Annotated in this window: 25 protein-coding genes; 24 read left to right on the forward strand and 1 reads right to left on the reverse strand. The window is 43.5% G+C overall.

Annotation, left to right across the window (positions count from 1 at the left end):
* Window positions 1-9 precede the first annotated feature (9 nt).
* From ACJJIM_RS04180 to ACJJIM_RS04280, 21 genes are all read left to right on the forward strand, one after another.
* Window positions 10-474 carry a hypothetical protein gene (locus ACJJIM_RS04180; protein ID WP_444912475.1) on the forward strand — a complete coding sequence of 155 codons (465 nt, stop codon included), beginning with the start codon at window positions 10-12 and terminating at the stop codon, window positions 472-474.
* A 56-nt stretch (window positions 475-530) separates the two neighbouring features.
* On the forward strand, window positions 531-1,184 hold the full coding sequence (locus ACJJIM_RS04185) for a LysE family translocator (RefSeq protein ID WP_444912476.1): 654 nt from the start codon (window positions 531-533) through the stop codon (window positions 1,182-1,184).
* A gap of 111 nt (window positions 1,185-1,295) precedes the next feature.
* Window positions 1,296-1,691, forward strand: a complete 396-nt coding sequence (locus ACJJIM_RS04190) for a hypothetical protein (protein WP_444912477.1) — start codon at window positions 1,296-1,298, stop codon at window positions 1,689-1,691.
* A gap of 76 nt (window positions 1,692-1,767) precedes the next feature.
* Window positions 1,768-2,178 carry a DUF6896 domain-containing protein gene (locus tag ACJJIM_RS04195; protein ID WP_413662318.1) on the forward strand — a complete coding sequence of 137 codons (411 nt, stop codon included), beginning with the start codon at window positions 1,768-1,770 and terminating at the stop codon, window positions 2,176-2,178.
* Window positions 2,179-2,666: 488 nt separating this feature from the next.
* Window positions 2,667-3,035 (forward strand): hypothetical protein, encoded by a 369-nt coding sequence (locus tag ACJJIM_RS04200; protein WP_444912478.1) that lies wholly within the window; start codon window positions 2,667-2,669, stop codon window positions 3,033-3,035.
* Between the two features lie 177 nt (window positions 3,036-3,212).
* Window positions 3,213-4,562: an IS4 family transposase gene (locus ACJJIM_RS04205; RefSeq protein ID WP_444912349.1), complete on the forward strand. Its 1,350-nt coding sequence runs from the start codon at window positions 3,213-3,215 to the stop codon at window positions 4,560-4,562.
* 42 nt (window positions 4,563-4,604) lie between these two features.
* On the forward strand, window positions 4,605-4,943 hold the full coding sequence (locus ACJJIM_RS04210) for a hypothetical protein (protein WP_444911325.1): 339 nt from the start codon (window positions 4,605-4,607) through the stop codon (window positions 4,941-4,943).
* Between the two features lie 180 nt (window positions 4,944-5,123).
* Window positions 5,124-6,473 carry an IS4 family transposase gene (locus tag ACJJIM_RS04215; protein ID WP_444912479.1) on the forward strand — a complete coding sequence of 450 codons (1,350 nt, stop codon included), beginning with the start codon at window positions 5,124-5,126 and terminating at the stop codon, window positions 6,471-6,473.
* Window positions 6,474-7,280: 807 nt separating this feature from the next.
* The gene (locus tag ACJJIM_RS04220; protein WP_444912480.1) at window positions 7,281-7,688 is read left to right on the forward strand and encodes a hypothetical protein; all 408 of its coding nucleotides are present in this window, start codon (window positions 7,281-7,283) and stop codon (window positions 7,686-7,688) included.
* Between the two features lie 103 nt (window positions 7,689-7,791).
* Window positions 7,792-8,103, forward strand: a complete 312-nt coding sequence (locus tag ACJJIM_RS04225; RefSeq protein ID WP_444912481.1) for a hypothetical protein — start codon at window positions 7,792-7,794, stop codon at window positions 8,101-8,103.
* A gap of 88 nt (window positions 8,104-8,191) precedes the next feature.
* Window positions 8,192-8,497, forward strand: a complete 306-nt coding sequence (locus ACJJIM_RS04230) for a hypothetical protein (protein WP_413662303.1) — start codon at window positions 8,192-8,194, stop codon at window positions 8,495-8,497.
* A gap of 112 nt (window positions 8,498-8,609) precedes the next feature.
* The gene (locus tag ACJJIM_RS04235; protein ID WP_444912482.1) at window positions 8,610-8,906 is read left to right on the forward strand and encodes a hypothetical protein; all 297 of its coding nucleotides are present in this window, start codon (window positions 8,610-8,612) and stop codon (window positions 8,904-8,906) included.
* A 93-nt stretch (window positions 8,907-8,999) separates the two neighbouring features.
* The gene (locus ACJJIM_RS04240; RefSeq protein WP_444912483.1) at window positions 9,000-9,338 is read left to right on the forward strand and encodes a hypothetical protein; all 339 of its coding nucleotides are present in this window, start codon (window positions 9,000-9,002) and stop codon (window positions 9,336-9,338) included.
* Between the two features lie 93 nt (window positions 9,339-9,431).
* Window positions 9,432-9,887 carry a hypothetical protein gene (locus ACJJIM_RS04245; protein WP_444912484.1) on the forward strand — a complete coding sequence of 152 codons (456 nt, stop codon included), beginning with the start codon at window positions 9,432-9,434 and terminating at the stop codon, window positions 9,885-9,887.
* Window positions 9,888-10,542: 655 nt separating this feature from the next.
* Window positions 10,543-11,589 (forward strand): group II intron reverse transcriptase/maturase, encoded by a 1,047-nt coding sequence (ltrA, locus tag ACJJIM_RS04250; protein ID WP_444912485.1) that lies wholly within the window; start codon window positions 10,543-10,545, stop codon window positions 11,587-11,589.
* Window positions 11,541-11,831 carry a group II intron maturase-specific domain-containing protein gene (locus ACJJIM_RS04255; RefSeq protein ID WP_444912486.1) on the forward strand — a complete coding sequence of 97 codons (291 nt, stop codon included), beginning with the start codon at window positions 11,541-11,543 and terminating at the stop codon, window positions 11,829-11,831. Before ltrA ends, ACJJIM_RS04255 begins: the two co-directional genes overlap by 49 nt.
* Before the next feature lie 137 nt (window positions 11,832-11,968).
* Window positions 11,969-12,250 carry a hypothetical protein gene (locus ACJJIM_RS04260; RefSeq protein ID WP_444912487.1) on the forward strand — a complete coding sequence of 94 codons (282 nt, stop codon included), beginning with the start codon at window positions 11,969-11,971 and terminating at the stop codon, window positions 12,248-12,250.
* A gap of 776 nt (window positions 12,251-13,026) precedes the next feature.
* The gene (locus ACJJIM_RS04265) at window positions 13,027-13,572 is read left to right on the forward strand and encodes a hypothetical protein (protein ID WP_444912488.1); all 546 of its coding nucleotides are present in this window, start codon (window positions 13,027-13,029) and stop codon (window positions 13,570-13,572) included.
* A 78-nt stretch (window positions 13,573-13,650) separates the two neighbouring features.
* A complete protein-coding gene (locus ACJJIM_RS04270) occupies window positions 13,651-13,992 on the forward strand; it encodes a ribonuclease E inhibitor RraB (RefSeq protein ID WP_444912489.1) in 342 nt (113 codons plus the stop codon).
* Between the two features lie 149 nt (window positions 13,993-14,141).
* Window positions 14,142-14,744 (forward strand): hypothetical protein, encoded by a 603-nt coding sequence (locus ACJJIM_RS04275; RefSeq protein WP_444912490.1) that lies wholly within the window; start codon window positions 14,142-14,144, stop codon window positions 14,742-14,744.
* A 111-nt stretch (window positions 14,745-14,855) separates the two neighbouring features.
* Window positions 14,856-15,413 carry a DUF6891 domain-containing protein gene (locus ACJJIM_RS04280; protein WP_444912491.1) on the forward strand — a complete coding sequence of 186 codons (558 nt, stop codon included), beginning with the start codon at window positions 14,856-14,858 and terminating at the stop codon, window positions 15,411-15,413.
* A gap of 28 nt (window positions 15,414-15,441) precedes the next feature.
* On the opposite strand, the gene ACJJIM_RS04285 is transcribed toward ACJJIM_RS04280, so the two are convergent.
* Entirely contained in the window at window positions 15,442-16,383 is a 942-nt protein-coding gene (locus ACJJIM_RS04285) for an IS110 family transposase (protein WP_444912492.1), read from the reverse strand.
* Window positions 16,384-16,541: 158 nt separating this feature from the next.
* On the opposite strand from ACJJIM_RS04285, the gene ACJJIM_RS04290 reads away from it, so the two are divergent.
* The 3 genes from ACJJIM_RS04290 (at window position 16,542) to ACJJIM_RS04300 (ending at window position 18,157) form a co-directional block, all read left to right on the forward strand.
* Entirely contained in the window at window positions 16,542-16,922 is a 381-nt protein-coding gene (locus ACJJIM_RS04290; RefSeq protein WP_444912493.1) for a hypothetical protein, read from the forward strand.
* Window positions 16,923-17,035: 113 nt separating this feature from the next.
* A complete protein-coding gene (locus ACJJIM_RS04295; RefSeq protein WP_444912494.1) occupies window positions 17,036-17,368 on the forward strand; it encodes a hypothetical protein in 333 nt (110 codons plus the stop codon).
* Between the two features lie 216 nt (window positions 17,369-17,584).
* A complete protein-coding gene (locus ACJJIM_RS04300; protein ID WP_444912495.1) occupies window positions 17,585-18,157 on the forward strand; it encodes a suppressor of fused domain protein in 573 nt (190 codons plus the stop codon).
* Window positions 18,158-18,282: the final 125 nt, after the last annotated feature.

Raw genomic sequence — 18,282 nt, forward strand, 5'->3', positions numbered from 1 at the left:
TAAATTTCTATGAGCCATATTCATATTAATCACGGAGCTCTCTTGAAGTCGGTGCTAATTTCAGCAATTGTGAGCACCGTTGTAATGGCTTTTTTTTCAGGCTATGGAAAAACGATTACACCTGATGGTGTTGTTACTCATTTTTACAATTTCAGCTCCGTATTTTTATGGATGCCAATATTGTTTATGGTAATGACGCCAACCATCGTGATAGTTGCCTACCTGCTGGGTATTGCCCTAATCAAGAGCCGACTATTTTCATTGCCAATTGTGGTTATTGCTGGGGCTGTGGGCGGTGGCCTGGTTATATCTATGCTGTCGGGGAAATGGCTAATGTTCTCAATAGTTGGTTTGTATTACATTTTGTCAGGTATAGTTTCAGCAGTTACCTGCTATTACCTGTACAAAAAATTTAACAAGGCGCTCAATTCGCAGGCTTCGCCTGCTGGGACGCCAAAAAACGGCGCCCATTAGCGCGGCGTTATATTTCTTCAACATCGTACCAACAATAAAGAAAAGAGAGATTGTGTATGGAAATTAGTCTTATAGGAATGTTCGTAACTGTAGCTGTTGCTCATTTTCTAGCACTTCTAAGTCCAGGCCCTGATTTTGTGCTGGTTGTAAAAAGTGCAATAAGAAATGATAGGAGTAAAGCAATTGGTGTAGCCGCTGGAATATCTAGCGCAAATGCTCTTTATATTGCCCTATGCTTGATAGGCGTAGGCTCAATTTTAGCCAGCTCTGTACCGGTTATGATTGCTTTAAAAATTATTGGTGGTTTGTTTTTAATATTTTTAGCAGTCCAGGCATTGCGTGCTAAGAAAAGTGATTATTCGAATTTAGCCATAGAATCAAATGATGAAAATGAGTCTATTAAAACCACTTTCATGAAAGAGTTCATTACAGGATTTATGTCAGGTATTTTAAATCCGAAAAATCTACTGTTCTATCTCAGCTTGTTCACTGTAGTTCTGACTAGCGATGTAAGTTTATATTTTAAGCTTGCGCTTGGTATTTGGATGACTCTAGTGGTTTTTGTTTGGGATACCGCAATAATATATCTCCTATCAGCCAATAAGGTTCGTAATCAATTTACAAAGCTGTCTTATTACATTGATAAAGTTACAGGTGCAATATTGGGCATGATAGGATTTACAATAGTGCGTTCAGCATTGACCAAGTAGCAACACGAAATATAACAAATGCTTCCAGTTCGTTCCGGGGCTTCGCCCCTCCACCCGACGCGCCGTTGGCGCGCGGCTGAAGCAGGCGTTAACTGTATTAGGGAATCTGGAGTGTTTTTCAAAAAGAAAGAATCTACTGATACCAAATCTAGCGGCAATAAGGCCGTGTTTTGGGGGGCAAGTGATCGAATAGTTTGCTGCAAAGGAATAGATTGTAGTCAAAATGAGTTCAACGTAACTTCTCACCCTAAACTATGTGAAGGTGGTTATGTTTGTACTCTTGAAATAACTGTCCCAAGCGAAATTCAAGGTATCTTTGTTCATGTGTTCTACTCAGGCCACTGGTCATTTGCGGTAAGCCCTTCAAGTGAAAATTCAGATGATATGCCAGAGTGGCGGATTGATAGAGACTGGGGAACAATAAACCCTCACTCAGAAACCCTCACGATTTACTGTCCAAAAAGTGCACGACTTGAAGTGATAGACCGGATCGAGGGGGATAGTTAACAAGTTTAGGCAGCATCGCCCCTTCGGGGCTGGACGGCCTAACGGCCGCCGCTGCTAAAGGCGTTATGTGTAAATCATGAATACTGAGCTTCGAAAAATTATTTCCGACTTTCAGCAAAAAGTCGAAGAGGCGAACGAGCTGCTTAAGAAATATCTTGAAACTGACGAACCTCATAATTGGGCCCCGCCGATTGACCAAATCGGTACGCTCGGAGACAAGCATAAATACTTCTTCCATGGCGTTGGCTGTAAGGTTCAAATTAGCAAGAAGGACATAATTGACTTCGACTACGGAGTCAATGGACGTACCGATGGCTTTGATGAATGGAGACTATGTGGCTTCATTCGTACTCGTAGAAAGCAATATCCGTACGTACAAGAAAGTGATATTAAACAATGGTTACATGAAGCTATTGAGGCTAAAGAAATAGAAAGATTGGATTCGAGAGAATATGGAAATTTATACTATCTCGTGCAAAACACATAACAAGGCAATTAACTTCGCTCCAGCCACTGTGTGGCTTCCGCCGGACCTTCGCTTCGCTCCGGCCGGTTATTGCGGGCGTTAAATTTCTAAGGGCAATCTCCAAGTGAGCCGTATTGATAACTCTCTCATTGTGATTTCACTTTTGCCATGGTTATCGGCTATGTGGGTAAACTGGTATGTCATTGAGATGGGCTTTGTCCATTCAAACGAGTCTCGTGACGTAGCAAGGCTAGCTCTCCATGTAGTTGCCGGTTTTACTGCGACGTATTTGGCTATTTTATTTCTGTGGTATCGCAAGCAGCGATTCAGACTGTACAAATGTTTACCATATCTGAGCTGTATCAGTTTTTTAATATGGCTTAAATCGCTGGGGTGGCCTCAATGGACATAAAATTTAACCAGGCCAGGCAAGATCGCCCAGCCGGAGGCTGGGCTGGACAGCCTACGCTCCGCTTCGGCTGCCCTTGCTGGCAACGTTAGGCATCTGTATGCAGTGGAAGATAGTTAAAGAAATCCCAAGGAAGTTCGCAGACGAGTCCTACTATTTGAAAGCTGAGCGAGATTGCTCAGAGGGCACCCTTGTCTTGGAAATATGTTGGGCCCAAATCATGTATGCTTTGACCGTTGACCTAATTAAGGACAACGATAATGCTGAATTGATTTACGACTGCATGGTCTTCTATGAAGATCGAATAGAAAAGTACGGGCATCAAATTATGAGAATCACAGAAAATTCACCGATAAGTAAGTTGGAAAGATTAGATTCGCTGCAACAAGATGGTGTTTTGAATTATGTTTTAAGTGAAAAATATGGCGTAACTTTTAAAACCGCATTGCCAGATAAAGAAAATGCCTAACAAGCGGCTGCATTACGCTCCGGCCTGCGGCCTCCACCGGACTCGCTACGCTCGCCGATGAGCCGGGCGCTAAGTTTTATACACAAGTTTTTCCGGTTTTATTATGTAAATCAATAAGTTACAGTTTGGCCTAGTAAGAATTATAGATTTGATTGGATTATTATGCAGGACTGGGTCATGGACGAAGTAAAAAGTCAGGTTATGGGTGATACACGCTTGAATAAGCGCCTGTCCAACATTCTTAGTAGTTTAAGTTCCGATCCAAAGAATAGTATTCCCTGTGCAAACAAAACTTGGGCAGAAACGTTTGCAGCTTATCGCTTTATCGAAAATGATAAAGTCAATTTTGACTCTATTATGAGCGGCCATAAATCGGCAACTCTTGAGAGAATCAAGGCGCAGCCTGTTGTTCTTATCCCACAAGATACTACCTTTCTAAATTTTGCCACTGACCTAGAAAGTAAAGAGATGGGAACACTTAGGCGTAAGGAGACCAACCAACAACTCTTGCACACCTCCATCGCGATAACACCATCCAGAATTAATTTGGGTGTTGTTGAAGGTAGTATGTGGCAGAGAGATAAGGAATCAAGTTCTAATTCCCGCTACACAAAGTCGATAAAGGATAAGGAGAGTCGACGCTGGCTAGACCATTACGAAACGGCTTGTCAGATACAAGAGCGGTGCCCTGAAAGCACAATTGTGAGTATTGCTGATAGAGAGGGTGATATTCATGAGTGGTTTCAGCAGGCTGAAGAACAAAGTGAACAGCGGCGGGCGAGCTATATCGTTCGAGCTAAGGCCAATCGCACTTTAGAGCTCGATGGAGAAGAAACGGTTTTGCTTTGGGATCATATGAATGAGCAGAAATCTGTCGGTCTATACACGGTAGATATTCCCAAACGGAATGGAGAGCCTGGAAGAAAAGCCAAGGTCAACGTATCCACTACTGAGATACGGTTGCTAGGAAAAGGAAAATCTAAACGACCACTTTCTCTCTATGCTGTATTGGCTAAAGAATTAACCCCACCAGAGGGTGAGAAAGGCATTGAGTGGATGTTGTTGACGGATCTTCCAGTTGAAGACTTTAAGCAGGCAAGGGTCATCATTGAATGGTATCGAAGCCGGTGGGAAATTGAAACCTATTTTCGGGTGGTGAAAGGCGGATGCCAGATAGAAAGTAATCGTTTTAGAACAGAGCAGCGAATGTTGAACTGCATTGCGATCTATATGATTATTGGATGGCGGCTACATTCGATAACTACGCATGCACGAAGAGTTCCTGACGCACCGTGTACAAGTGCCTACTCTGAAAAAGAATGGCGTATGATATGGATGATGCGAGATAAAACTACTCCACCAAATGAACCCCCAAGCATGAGGGAGATAACCCGTATGTTGGCAGGTTTAGGAGGTTTTTTGGGGCGTAAAGGGGATGGCGAGCCAGGGGTTAAAACCGTTTGGCAGGGATACACCAAGCTACTTCATTATATAGAGGCAGCAGAAGCTCTAAATGGACTTAAATAATGTGTATAAAACACAGGCCGGGCGTTATGTGTAAGGTCACCCATGATCGATTCGAACCAAATTAAAGCCTTGTACGAAAGTGAAAGAAGACAGGACCTTCTTGATCTATTGCTAGAGGAATCCCAATACACGATTCCTTTGAGGGATTATGATGGTGATGAAACAAGGCTGACGTTAGAAGAAAAAGAGTTGCGTGGATGTGCTATCGATCATTTGCGATTCGTCATCAGCTATGGTTTCGTACAAAGCGTGGTAAATGATAATGGTAAAATATACGCACCACGCTACCAAGAGTTCGAGAATTGGTTAAAAGCTGGATGTCCGGGGCTAATCAGCCTAGAAGTAGAAGCGTATTTAAATGATAACTCAGTCAACACATAACAAAGTGCAGCACAGCGCGGCTGCGCCGCTCGGACAAGCTACACTGCGTTTCGCTTGCCAGTGTGCACGGCGCTAAGTTTTATACACAAGTTTTTCCGGTTTTATTATGTAAATCAATAAGTTACAGTTTGACCTGGCATGAATTACAGATTTGATTGGATAATTATGCAGGACTGGGTCATGGAGGAAGTAAAAAATCAGGTTATGGGTGATACACGCTTGAATAAGCGCTTGTCCAATATTCTTAGTAGTTTAAGTTCAGATCCAAAGAATAGCATTCCCTGTGCAAACAAAACTTGGGCAGAAACGTTTGCAGCTTATCGCTTTATCGAAAATGATAAAGTCAATTTTGATTCTATTATGAGCGGCCATAAATCTGCAACTCTTGAGAGAATCAAAGCGCAGCCTGTTGTTCTTATCCCACAAGATACTACCTTTCTAAATTTTGCCACTGACCTAGAAAGTAAAGAGATGGGAACACTTAGGCGTAAAGAGACCAACCAACAACTCTTGCACACCTCCATCGCGATAACACCATCCAGGGTTAATTTGGGTGTTGTTGAAGGTAGTATGTGGCAGAGAGATAAGGGGTCCAGTTCTAATTCCCGCTATACCAAGTCGATAAAGGATAAGGAGAGTCGACGCTGGCTAGACCATTACGAAACGGCTTGTCAGATACAAGAGCACTGCCCTGAAAGCACAATTGTGAGTATTGCTGATAGAGAGGGTGATATTCATGAGTGGTTTCAGCTGGCTGAAGAGCAAAGTGAACAGCGGCGGGCGAGCTATATCGTTCGAGCTAAGGCCAATCGCACTTTAGAGCTCGATGGAGAAGAAACGGTTTTGCTTTGGGATCATATGAACGAGCAGAAATCTATTGGTCTATACACGGTAGACATTCCCAAACGGAATGGGGAACCTGGAAGAAAAGCCAAAGTCAGCGTATCCACTACTGAGATACGGCTATTTGGAAAAGGAAAATCTAAACGACCACTTTCTCTCTATGCTGTATTGGCTAAAGAAATAAACCCACCAGAGGGTGAAAAAGGCATTGAGTGGATGCTGTTAACTGATCTTCCAGTTGAAGACTATAAGCAGGCGAGAGTTATCATTGAGTGGTATCGAAGCCGGTGGGAAATTGAAACCTATTTTCGGGTGGTAAAAGGCGGATGCCAGATAGAAAGTAATCGTTTTAGAACAGAGCAGCGAATGTTGAACTGTATTGCGATCTATATGATTATTGGATGGCGACTACATTCGATAACTACACAAGCAAGAAGTCTTCCTGATGAACCATGTACGAGTGCTTACTCTGAAAAAGAATGGCGCATGGTATGGATGATGCGAGATAAAAGCTCCCCGCCAAATATACCTCCGAGCATAAGAGATATAACGCGTATGCTGGCAGGTCTAGGAGGATTTCTAGGACGTAAAGGGGATGGCGAGCCAGGGGTTAAAACTGTTTGGCAAGGATATGCTAAGTTACTCCATTATATTGAAGCAGCAGAGGTGTTAAATGGATTTAAGTAATGTGTATAAAACACAGGCACGGCGTTATGGCCCTAAAGAATAAATATCTATGAGTGAAGATAAAGGATATCAGTGCTTTCTATGTGGTGAGCATATCGATAATCAAGGAGGTCTAGATCCATGTGCAGTCGATCTTATCGCTAACATTGATCAGCCCGCAGACAAGCTAGATCTCCAGCGCTTCTTCTGTCACATTAAGTGCTTTAAAAAAATCAACAAACACGCCCCCATATACAAGCCTAGGTTCGAGGATGCTTCTAGCTAAAAGCCATAACAAAGCCAAGCACGAACGCCAGCAAAGCTGGCTGGACCTTCATTTCGGGGCTTCGCCCCTACATTACGGCCCGTGTTGGCGGCGTTAAGAGTCAAAACATAGATATTCAATGAGTACTAATAAAGAGTTATTTTTACATGTAGTAAAGGTCTTAGGTTATCTGAATTTTGGGCTATTTATTCTGGGTTTCTTTAACTCAAAAGGTGTGAGTGACACTGTTGTACTGTTTCTGCCGGCCAGTTTAATCTTAGCAACAGCCGTCACTCTTGTTTATATTTTTGGCTTTAAGTATCTTCATTTGACTGGAAATCGCATGGACTATTGGTTTTGGTTCAGACCATATGTTTGGCTCATAGTAATTTTTGTATTCCTTGTAATTAGTATTGCTTCTATTGGGCACTTCGGAAATGAGAACTCTTAACAAAGTCAAGCACGATCGCCAGCAAAGCTGGCTGGACCTACATTCCGCAGCTTCGCTGCTCCATTTCGGCCCGTGTTGGCGGCGTTAGGCGTCCAAGAGGATTGAGTCCCTAATGGAAATTAGCGATATTAGAAAAACGTTTGAAGAGTTCGTTGGTACAGAAAGATATTTGAACTTTTTGGCTACTATCTGTTGCTCCAACAAAGAAAATAGTCGCCTTAAATTCAAACAAGAACTTGAATGGGAAAAATTCGTTAGTGAGTATGGGCTAGGCTACAAAACATACCAAGAAATATGGTCGTTGTTTCAATACTGCCATTTGCATCAAGTAGAGCTTGAGCAGGATCATGCTGAAATCATCTATGGTACAAGAAGATCTCCTACAAAAGCTGAGCGAAGAACTATTAATGAAAACTACCCTTATGCTAATGTTGTGGCTTATGGGCCTTGCTGGGTTGAAGATGCAAAGACAAAAGAGGTTCTTTACTGCAGCAAGTGCAGAGAAATCTATGGTAGCTAAGATAGGTTGTTCGCCTAACAAGCGGCTGCATTTCGTTCCGGCCTTCGACCTCCACCGGACTCGCTGCGCTCGCCGATGAGCCGGGCGTTAAGTGCAAGAGAGAATGAAGACATCAGTAGCAATTGCTTTACTTGCATTAATTTTGAATGGTTGCGCTACACCACAAACCTATACCGGAACGGTAACTGATTGCCAAGATAATCCGATTGCTAGAGCAGAAGTAGAAGCATGGGAAAACGAATGGGTTCCTTTTCACTTGCCTGGCAAACTTGGAGAAACCAAAACGGATGAAAATGGAACTTTCACATTAAACACAGAAAAAGGGGCGAGCTTCTTCGTTTATTCTGGTAGTAAACTAGTATTTACAAGCCACCCTGGGAAATCGGAGACCAAGTGTGCTAAAAGTAGCACTTAACAAATCGTGGCAGCAAGGGCGCTTCGCGCCGGGACGGCTTACACTTCGTTCCTGCCGCCCCTGCACTCTGCGTTATGTGTAAGTACAGATGAAGAACATTAGCCTTGCATTAATTTTTGTCTCGGTGATATTTATTGCCAGGATGTACTCAATTGAAGAGGTAACTGTTTCCAATGTCTTTGGCTGGCTAGCTTTTTCAATTGCAGTTGGCTCTACGACATATTTCATGGTGTTCGCGCCATTTGGATTGCGAACTCATACAGAAGTATTTGGTCGTCGGCAAAAATATAGACATCCCGTAGCTGAAATCCCAATTAAGGTTGTGGGCCTAATATTGGTTCCGGTTGTTCTATGCTTGGCTCTTAGTTTTTGGTTCTACGCATATGCCACCTAAAACACATAACAAGGCCATGTTGCATCGCACCAGCAAGCTGGTGCTGGACCTCCATTTCGGCGCTTCGCGCCTACATTACGGCCGCAAATGGCGGCGTTAAATGTACTCGAAGATGAAAGGCATTGACCTAAAGCCCGCAGCAATAATGATTACTTTTTGCCTTCTATTTGGTTTGGGTATCCAGTACTTCACGGGATTCTACTGGCTAACAGCAGTGTTACTAGTAATGATCGCTGTTTTGATTAATAGCCTCATCATCTTCAACGAAGATCTTGATGAAGGAGGGTCCGATCATCAGGTAGGAGTGACTGATACACCTGAAGCCAAAGCTGAACAAAGTAAAGCCAATAAAACCCAAGTGGCAATAATAGTTCTACTTATCATAGGTGCAGTGTGGTCTTACATTTAACAAATCAATTAACTACGCGCCTTCGACGCCCGACAGCTTACACTCCGCTTCGCTGCGTTTCAGCTGCGGGTTATTGAGGCGTTATGAATCAAGATGAACATCGAAGAATTTAAGCAAGAAATAGAAAGGCTAAATCGAAAAAAACTACCTATAGAACTTTGGGTTCAAACTGTGTTTGCTACAGTGAATCGCGAAACCATTGACGAAATAGCATGCTTTTTAAAAGAATGCCCAGAGGTAATGGGTTTGGCCTGCAAATACGCTAGCGAAGCACCTAGTGCTGATGAAGAGTGGTCTAGTGATTTCCTTGTCCCTGCTACGAGACTGCTAAAAGGAGAAGACCCATTGGTGGCCAAGAAAGAGTACATACAAAGAAATCAGTTGGTTGTTGAGGTCTTACGTGAATGGAAAAAAAATAGTGAAAATTCATAACAAGTGGTGGCACAATCGGCAGCAAAGCTGCCTGGACCTCCGCACTGCGTGCTCCGGCCTGTGCGCCAGGCGTTATAAATACCAAGGCGAAAGATGAAAATATTACTGACTATACTAGTACCCTTTTTTGCAGCAGTTTCTTGGGCCGGGTCCGCTAAAGTGCCCAATGGAGTTTGGCAGCCTTCGTACGCTTTTTTAGGGAAAATGCCGTGGAACAAAAATTACCTAATTGTTAACGATGGTCAAATAATAGTCGAGAGTCTGGGTTTACCTTCGGAAAAATATGAGTACGAGGCCTTGAGCGATGATGCCGATATAATTATCAAGCTGTCTAACTCTAAGTTATGGAAGTTTAAACTGAACCCAAAATATGGCTGTGTAAAAAAGAATAAATATTCATACGACTCCAACTGTACCCAACAGGATCAACGGAAAGTATTCACACTGCTTGAGTGTGAATCTACTGGAGAATGTAAAATACTAGATGCATATTTTAGTTTTGAGGATAAAGAGCTTGTTAAGTTGAGACTGGAAAGTGAAAATTTATAACAAGGCGCTTAAATTCGCTCCGCCCCTGCTGGGCTCCGCCGGACACAAATGGCCGTGGTTCGTTTCACTCTACCACAGCCATTTGTGCCGTTTAGCTTGGCGTTAGTGCGTCAAGCTAAGCTTGATGCTTCTTGCAGGGTGGAAGTCCCTGTCGGGTAAGGCCTAACCAGCCACCTGTATCGAGTGTTGCGCGTAGGGCGGAACAGAAGGGAAAGAAAATATAATTATCTTTTTTTTCAACTGTGAACAAACTATGTGAAGCGTACACAGAGAATTCTATAGGCCATAGGGATTATCGTGATCCTCAAGTGCTGGTATCGCTCCGATAATAAAGTGAGCTCCGATTGACGAGATGTGTAACGCCATCGAAGTCCAGGCAATGCAACCGTAATGGTAAGGTTGTTGCGGATCGGCGGGGTTATTAAGCCGTGGCATGTAGAAAGAGAAGTATTGAGAACTTGAGAGATCCGAGCAGGTTCCTGAAGGAGCAGGTAGAGACGTTAAGCCTAATGGCGAAACCAACGAAGACCACTCGGAAGTCGGATCAGCTCATAGTAGTCCGAGAGCGGGAAAGCCGCTTACATGGCGAAGGGGCTGACAGTAATATCGGTGTGCAACAGAAACATAGTCCGGACAAAGTAGGGCTGGAGACACTATGACAACCGCCTTGCACGCCATCGCATTTAAAGCACAGAGCCACCCCAGACACAGGTTTCAGAATTTATACGGACTGCTAAATTCCAACCTGCTGTATCAAAGCTGGGGCCAGCTCAATAAGCAGGCCCGCCCCGGTATCGACGGAGTAACTACCGAAGTTTACCGGCAAAGACTGCCGAAAAATATTCAATGCCTACATCAACGGCTGTGTGACAAACGCTACCGCACCCAGGCGATTAAGCGGGTATTGATTCCCAAAGGCAACGGCAAGCAGCGCCCACTGGGGCTGCCTACGGTGGAAGACAAACTGGTGCAGCAGAGCGTAGCGCAGCTACTGCAAAGTATCTGGGAGCAGGATTTTCTGCCCTTCAGCTACGGTTACCGTCCCAGGAAAAGCGCCCACCAAGCCGTACACAGTCTTGGCTTAAATCTGCAATTCAAAGGCTACGGCTACATCGTTGAAGCCGATATTAAAGGCTTCTTTGATCAGCTGGATCACGACTGGTTACTGCGGATGCTAGCCCTTCGTATCGACGACAAAGCCCTGCTGACACTGATTAAGCAGTGGCTGAAAGTACGCGTGCAAACTCCAGATGGTAAGTTCAGTAAAGCGGCAGCAGGCACCCCGCAAGGAGGTGTGGTCAGTCCGGTACTGGCGAACATCTATCTGCACTACGTCCTGGATTTGTGGTTCGAGAAGAAGGTTAAGCCGCGTATGCGTGGCAGAGCCATGCTAATCCGGTACGCCGATGATTATGTAGTGGCTTTCCAATTGAAAACGGATGCAGAGCGCTTTTACCGGGTACTACCGCAGCGTCTGAACAAGTTTGGCCTGCAGTTAGCCCCCGAGAAAACGCACCTGAAGCGCTTTAGCCGCTTCCATCCGGGCCGAAAACGGCAGTTCCAGTTTCTGGGTTTTGAGTTCTACTGGAGCTTGGACCCAACAAACGCCCCAGGCTCAGGCGCCGGACTGCCGCACAGAAACAGAAGGGCGCAATGGAAGCGCTCTACCACTGGATCAAAGCCAAGCGCAGTGAGCGTCTGAGAGAATGGCTGCCCACACTGAAGCGCAAGCTACAGGGGTTCCAGAACTACTTCGGTCTACCAGACAACAGTCGAAGCTTGTCCCGTTTGTACAGCTATGTTTTACACAGCATACACAAATGGCTCAACCGGCGGAGTCAGCGCAAGAGTTACAACTGGAATGGTCTAAAGGAAATGCTGGGATATTTTGGGCTAAAGCCACCGCGAGTATACAAACGCAGTATACTTGTGGACTGGTATTAGGGTTCGTGCTTTACACGAGCGAATATATTACTGAAGAGCCGGATGCGGTAGTTCCGCACGTCCGGATCTGCGTGGGGGCAGTTAGGGTAACCGGCTGTCCTACCACTACTGAGTTAGACGAGCAATAAGATACAACGATGAAAAAATATATTATTGGATCCTTGTCGTTTTTCTTGTTTTTCACTTATCTCGGTATGTTCTTTGGTGATTTGGGTGGTGTCGGCGGTTATGACGGTGTAGCGCCGAAGTGGCTATATGAAAAAGTAATGCTAGATCCAAGTTACGAATTTATATTTAAAATTTCAGCAATAGGCTCAATATCTTCACTGGCATTGGCTCTAATCTCTTTAGTGGTATTTGGGGTTCTTATTGCTTGCGCTATTTATAAAGGCTTAGTTCGGCGTGTTAAAAACTCATAACAAACCGCTCAACCATCAGCTGCTAAAGCAGCTTGGACCTCCGCTGCGTTGCTCGTTTTGCGGTTTCACGCTACGCTACCGCAAAACCATCAACACAGCTCCGGCTGGTTAGCGGGGCGTTATTGGTCACTCGCTCCAGTTTTGCGGGGGTTCAATAAAGGATAGCAGGTAATTATTAGTTTGCTGTATAAAAAAACAGTATTGGCGGGAAAGTCCATAGTCAACGGTTCGACCTTCATGTAAGCTTCGAAGCGGCTGCGAACCTAGTGCTGCTAGTTTCTCTCTCCGAATCGTGGTAGACAATAAAAGAAAGATATTTGTAGTGAATTTGTACACAGTGCCACGAGCAACAAATAACAACCCGATTATGCGGAAACCTAAAAGTTGTCATTCCCTTTGCTTGCGCAAAGGCGCTGCCAACTTTCTTAACGGTTTCGCATATCTATTTTCGTTAGATTTAGTCATAGAAAGGAATCAAATTTGAGTAAGAAAAGAATCCCTATTCCAAAAGAAGTTGCTGCCAAAGTTTTGTTTGAATCCGATAGGACTTGCTGTGTTTGCCGAAATGAGAAGTTGCGTATACAGATACATCATATCGATGAAAATCCAGCAAACAATAGTCAAGAAAACCTATGTATATTGTGTTTTGATTGTCATTGGGAAACGCAGATTAGAGGAGGGTTTGATCGCAAATTGGATGCTGCTCAAATTCGGCTATACAAAGAGGATTACAGGTAAAGCCAAAAAGGGCTAAAGCTCAGCAAGGTCCACCACGGATGCCTCCAGAGGATAAAGTTGAAAAGGACTATATAGAATATGAGGTGATACAAGAAAGCGTATTTTCATACTCTAATTCAGAGGTTATGAAAAACGCTGGCTACTTTTTAATGTCTGCAATAGTGTTTATTTTAGCATTAGCAGGCGTGGCTGCTGTTGGGCTGTATTTTCGCGAACCGTTCCTAATTATTTTGGCGTTTCCTGTGTTACTCATTGGCGGCTTTTATTTAAATAACTATCGCTTATTTATCAAAATGTTTTTCTTGCCACAAAGTGATGATGTTGATAGATGTATTGATGGAAAGTATGTGCATAAAGGAAGCGATGGGAACTATACGGTGTATGAAAAAACCGCTCAATGTAACTTTCCCCGCTGTGAGGGTATTGTCAAAATACACAGTGCGCCACCTCGAGAAAGGCATAAGCATGAAATGATTGGTCGCTGTAGCCTAGATCCTAATTTACATACCTATACAGTAGATTTTAACGGCACTGGCTATTTTAAAGAGTTCGATTTTAGGCCTCTGCCTCAGGAAACCAAATAATGTAACAAAGCGCTGTTGTCGGACTAGTTTTCCGCTGCGCTCCAAACCAGCCGCAAAACTTGGCGTTAAGAGTTATCGATGATTAGAGATAAATCCACATACCCAGATAACGAAAATGGTGATGCACTATGGAATATGGTGCAGCAAGGTGATGACCTGTCCAAGAAGAGGGATATTGAATTTACTGTTATATTTTCAACTGAAGAAGAGGCTTTAAAGTTTGGAGAGATTCTTCTTTTCAACAGACAACAAGTATTGCTCTGCGACAATGAAGACTCTGAAGAATACCCATTTGAAATAGTTGCCACAGTTGCTATGGTCCCAACGCACAAAGAAATCACCGATTACGAAAATCTATTGCAAAAATATGCATCAGATCTAAATGGCCACAATGACGGCTGGGGTTGCTATGCCCAGTAAACTCTTAACAAGTCAAAGCACAAAAGGACTGGTAACTGCGCACTCAATTTTTGCATGGCTTCGCCATTTTATGCAAAAATTAAGCGCTCCGTCACCAGCCTGTGTTTGAGGCGTTACACAAGATAAACAATCCTCAGAGGTAAAGGACTATGTCAACACAAGTAATAATGTCAGATACTACACCGGAAATGCTGAAAGATATGATCTTCGACTACGGGTCAGAAAGTATTGGGTTATCTGAATTTCGTTTTATGGTGCGTTCTTACAAAGCTGACGGTGCGAACAATCATATATTTGAGTGTGTGTTTGATGAAGATACATATGATGAATTTGTGCTTGATGAATTTCTTGAGGAAGTTAGCTCTAAAACATGTGTCGGTTATTCGCTGTTTCTACCAGATGGAAGCCCTGTATTGAAAATTTGGAATAAAGGTGAGTCTGTCTGCAATATCTGTGAGCCTGAAGATCTATTTGAGGTATCAGCGGAGTTCCAGGCTATATATCCAAAAATCGTTGATTTCGATTCTTACCATGATGCAGTAGAAGAGTCTGGCGAAGACGACATTAATAGAATTTTGCTGAAAGCTGCAAACACTATTACTAAATCGGATCAAAAAATCGAACCTACACTGCTATCTCAGCGCTTGTTCTCCTTCTCAGAAAATACAAAGGAAGAGATCACTGATTTCGAAATATCTGACTTTGGTGATTGCATTGACATCGATGGTACCGACTTCAACTACTGGTGCTGAATGTGTAACAAGGCGATGAATTTCGTTCCGGCCTTACAGGACTCCACCGGACTGTCGCCGCTATGCAGCGCCAGCCGATTATCGCGGCGTTAGGCCGCCAAGGAGAGTTTAGTGAACAAAGAAGAAAAATACATCCTAGATTCAATCAAAGGATGGGTATGGTCAGGCTTTTATAGCAAAGGCGATATTCGTGAAATGATATACGATATTCTCGAGGAAGGATGCGATGAAGAAATGTTGCTGGCTTCAATCGAGCCCGAGATTGAGAAAAAGCATTTAGCGGAAAAGGAATGGCCAGAGGTTACAGACTTCGATCGCCTTCACGGAGTATTCTATAAGCTACATGAAGAAGGAATTTGTGCTCTTCATAACGCGGGATACACAATGTCTGACGGATTTGAAGATGTTAGTGAGGCCGTTCATGAAGCTCCCAAAGGTCATTATCACAGCTTTTGCTTCTATCATGGACAAGATGTAGAAGGTGCAGTAAATGGTAGAGGTCTTATGATTGCATTTGGTGCTCTTGAAAATGACGATGGGAAAAGCATTCAAACCGGTAAAAGCGTAGCAGAGAGCTTAAGCAAAGCAGGCTTTAAGGTCGATTGGGACGGTACCATTAAAACGAGAATATTCTTGCCAGAGATACAATGGCAAAAGCGAGCAGCCTAACAAGTGACTATGGTTGCTCGTCAAGTTTTTAAGGCATACTTTCATCCCAGTAGGTGTTATTTTTCACCATCGTATTCAGGATTGTAATCTGCTTTCTCATGCAGGCAATCAGAGCGACCTTTTTAGGTTTGCCAGCGTCGACTAATCGCTTGTACATCGGCTTTAGTTTGGGATGATGCTGTATGGCCGACATGATGGAAGCAAACAAAACCGTTCGTACACGATGCCTTCCACCCCGAATATATCTCTTTCCCTGGAAGCTGCCGCTATCACGGTTCATCGGGGCGATACCGACAAGTGCAGCGATTTCTTTACGGTTCAATTTTCCTAGCTCGGGAAGTTCACTCATCAACGTATAAGCCAACACATTTCCAACCCCTTTAGCGCTCAACAATAGGTCCCGCCTTTGCCGCCACTCAGACACACTGTTAACCAGTTTATCCAGTTGCTTGTCGATACCTTGTAACTCTTTCTTGATGGTGTTTAGAATGGCCTGTATAGGTTTGTGCACTGATTTAGGCATCCTCTGAAGCCGATTCTTTTGCATTGTGCTCATCTCTAAACATTGACTTCTTACCGCCAGTAAGTCACTGATCTCCCTAAGTTTTTCTGGCTTTAGCTCCGATAGTCTTGGCTTCATGGCCTCACCAAAATGTGCAATATCCATTGCATCTAGCTTGTCAGTTTTGGCTAGGCGCCCTGCGGATTTAGCGAAGCTTCTTATCTGTGAAGGGTTGCAAACAACAACAGGTAATCCTGCTTTGTCAGCGGCGTAGACAAACTCTAATTCGAGTCTTCCTGTAGACTCTATTAATACTCTTTGAGGTTTAAGAGGTTGTAATTGTTTAATGGCATCCTTAATGCCATTTTTATCATTGGCAACACTAAAGAATTGGCCAGTAGGTCTCACATAAATATCGAGTTGTTTACTGCTGGTATCGATACCGACATTGATCTCTTGAGGTTCCATAAGATAAGCTATCTCCGCCTTGCTATTCGGGCTCGAGGCCCACATGACTATCCGAGTTATGCCTAGTGAGTGTCTGTCACGTTCCTACTTGTTAACGGTCTTTATAAATCGGCGCAGCAACGAACTGTGACAAACAAGGCCTTCGGTGGCCGCCGAAGGTGGGTCTCAATTTACCCGTTTGCGAAAAGGATTTTCAACGTCAGAATCAGGCAAGAACAACCACACAAAGTAAGCCGCGTTTGATTGCGGCGTTAAATGTCATGGCTAACTTACGTAAAACCACTGAAAGCAACGTGATTGGAGGTCGGGAGTATTGGGATCTCGAAAATAGACTTGAGGTAGTGACTACCATTGAAGATGAACCATGTTGCATCTCAATCGCAAACAAAGATAATTTGTTTACTCAAATGCTTTCCAAATATCTGGAAGCGAAGAGCATTGAACATACCCTAACATCAACAATTGACTCCTGCTTCATCGAGGTGTCATTGGCTTTAAAACCAAAAGCTATCGAGGTAATTGAGAGTTGGGCATGGTAAAAACATTTAACAAGTACAAGCAGGTTGCTACGGGCCTTCGGCCCTTTCGCGGGACGGCCTACGCTACGCTCCAGCCGCCCCTGTTGTAGTCGCTATGTGAATATGGTCAGCAAATGAAGAGAATTATATTTTTACTTGTTTTTGGCGCTCTTATTGGTTGTCAGTCAAATAGTTCGAATTCCGAAGAGAGAACCTCGTTCTGGAAAGAAAAGATATCCAAAGAGATCGCCGTTGGTGCGAAGCGAAAATATATAGAGACTTGGGCAGAAAAACAGGGTTTCAAGTTAAGTTACGACGAACGTGATAATTATTTATTTGCAATAGTTGAATCACTAGATGGTGATGGTATTGTGTGTTCAAAGTGGCATGTAGGAGCCAAGTTCATCTTGGACAAGTCTGGTCAGCTCGAGAGTCAGGAAATCGAAGCGCACGGTACGTGTTTGTGATTTCAGAACACATAAAAGAAAATCAGCGGCATATACCTCCATCAAGCATTTCCCTATCGTATAGTTTCTTCGATTTATGTAGTAGTGCAGGGCGTTATGGCATGGTATTTGTTGGTAGTACAAACCCCACATAACCATCGTAGTAGGGGAAAACCCCTCCGCTGTTCGCTCCGGGTTTCCCTACTACGGGCGTTATGAGAATCAGGAAACTGGAGAATGAGTTTAGAATTTGATATTCGCAGATCTATATTCCTGTCTAGGTATATTGAAGAATGGGGGATGCCTGATTCCCGAAGAGTGATGTCAAAAAAAGACAATCTCGTTGAGCTGTATACGTTTTCTAGTGAAAAGATTCAACGATATGCAACTATAGGGCTCTCTTCCTGTAAAACTACTGCTGGAATAGAATGCACAAATGAATTGTTTCTAGCCGTACCAAGTTATATTGTTGATGAGCAAGCTGAAATAATAGAGAATTATATCTTCGACATTTCAGCTTATCTTTTGTGTCGTTTAGGAAGGAATGCTGAATCAGGAATGGCCATACCTGAAAGCCCTATTGCTCCTAAAGGCTGGCCAAGCGCAATTTTATTTGATGAACCTTACGGAGAATCAGAAGAACTTGCATGCTTCCATGTAGGAGCGCAACACGTCAACCTATTATGGGTTATGCCTATCCATAGTTCTGAGTACGAATTAATAAAAGCAGAAGGTCTAGAAAGGTTCGATAAAGCTATTCAAACAGCAGATCTAAGTGTTGTTGATGTTGGGCGAGAATCATGCGTGTAGCTCTCATAACAAGTTTGTACACAGGACTTAATTTCCGTTACACCTTTTTCCATTGCTTCGCAATTATACGGCAAAAGGCTTCACTACAATTAAGCCTGTGACAAAGGCGTTATGCAATTGGACAG

This window comes from Microbulbifer maximicatervae (SeqCode) (genome assembly GCF_052467615.1).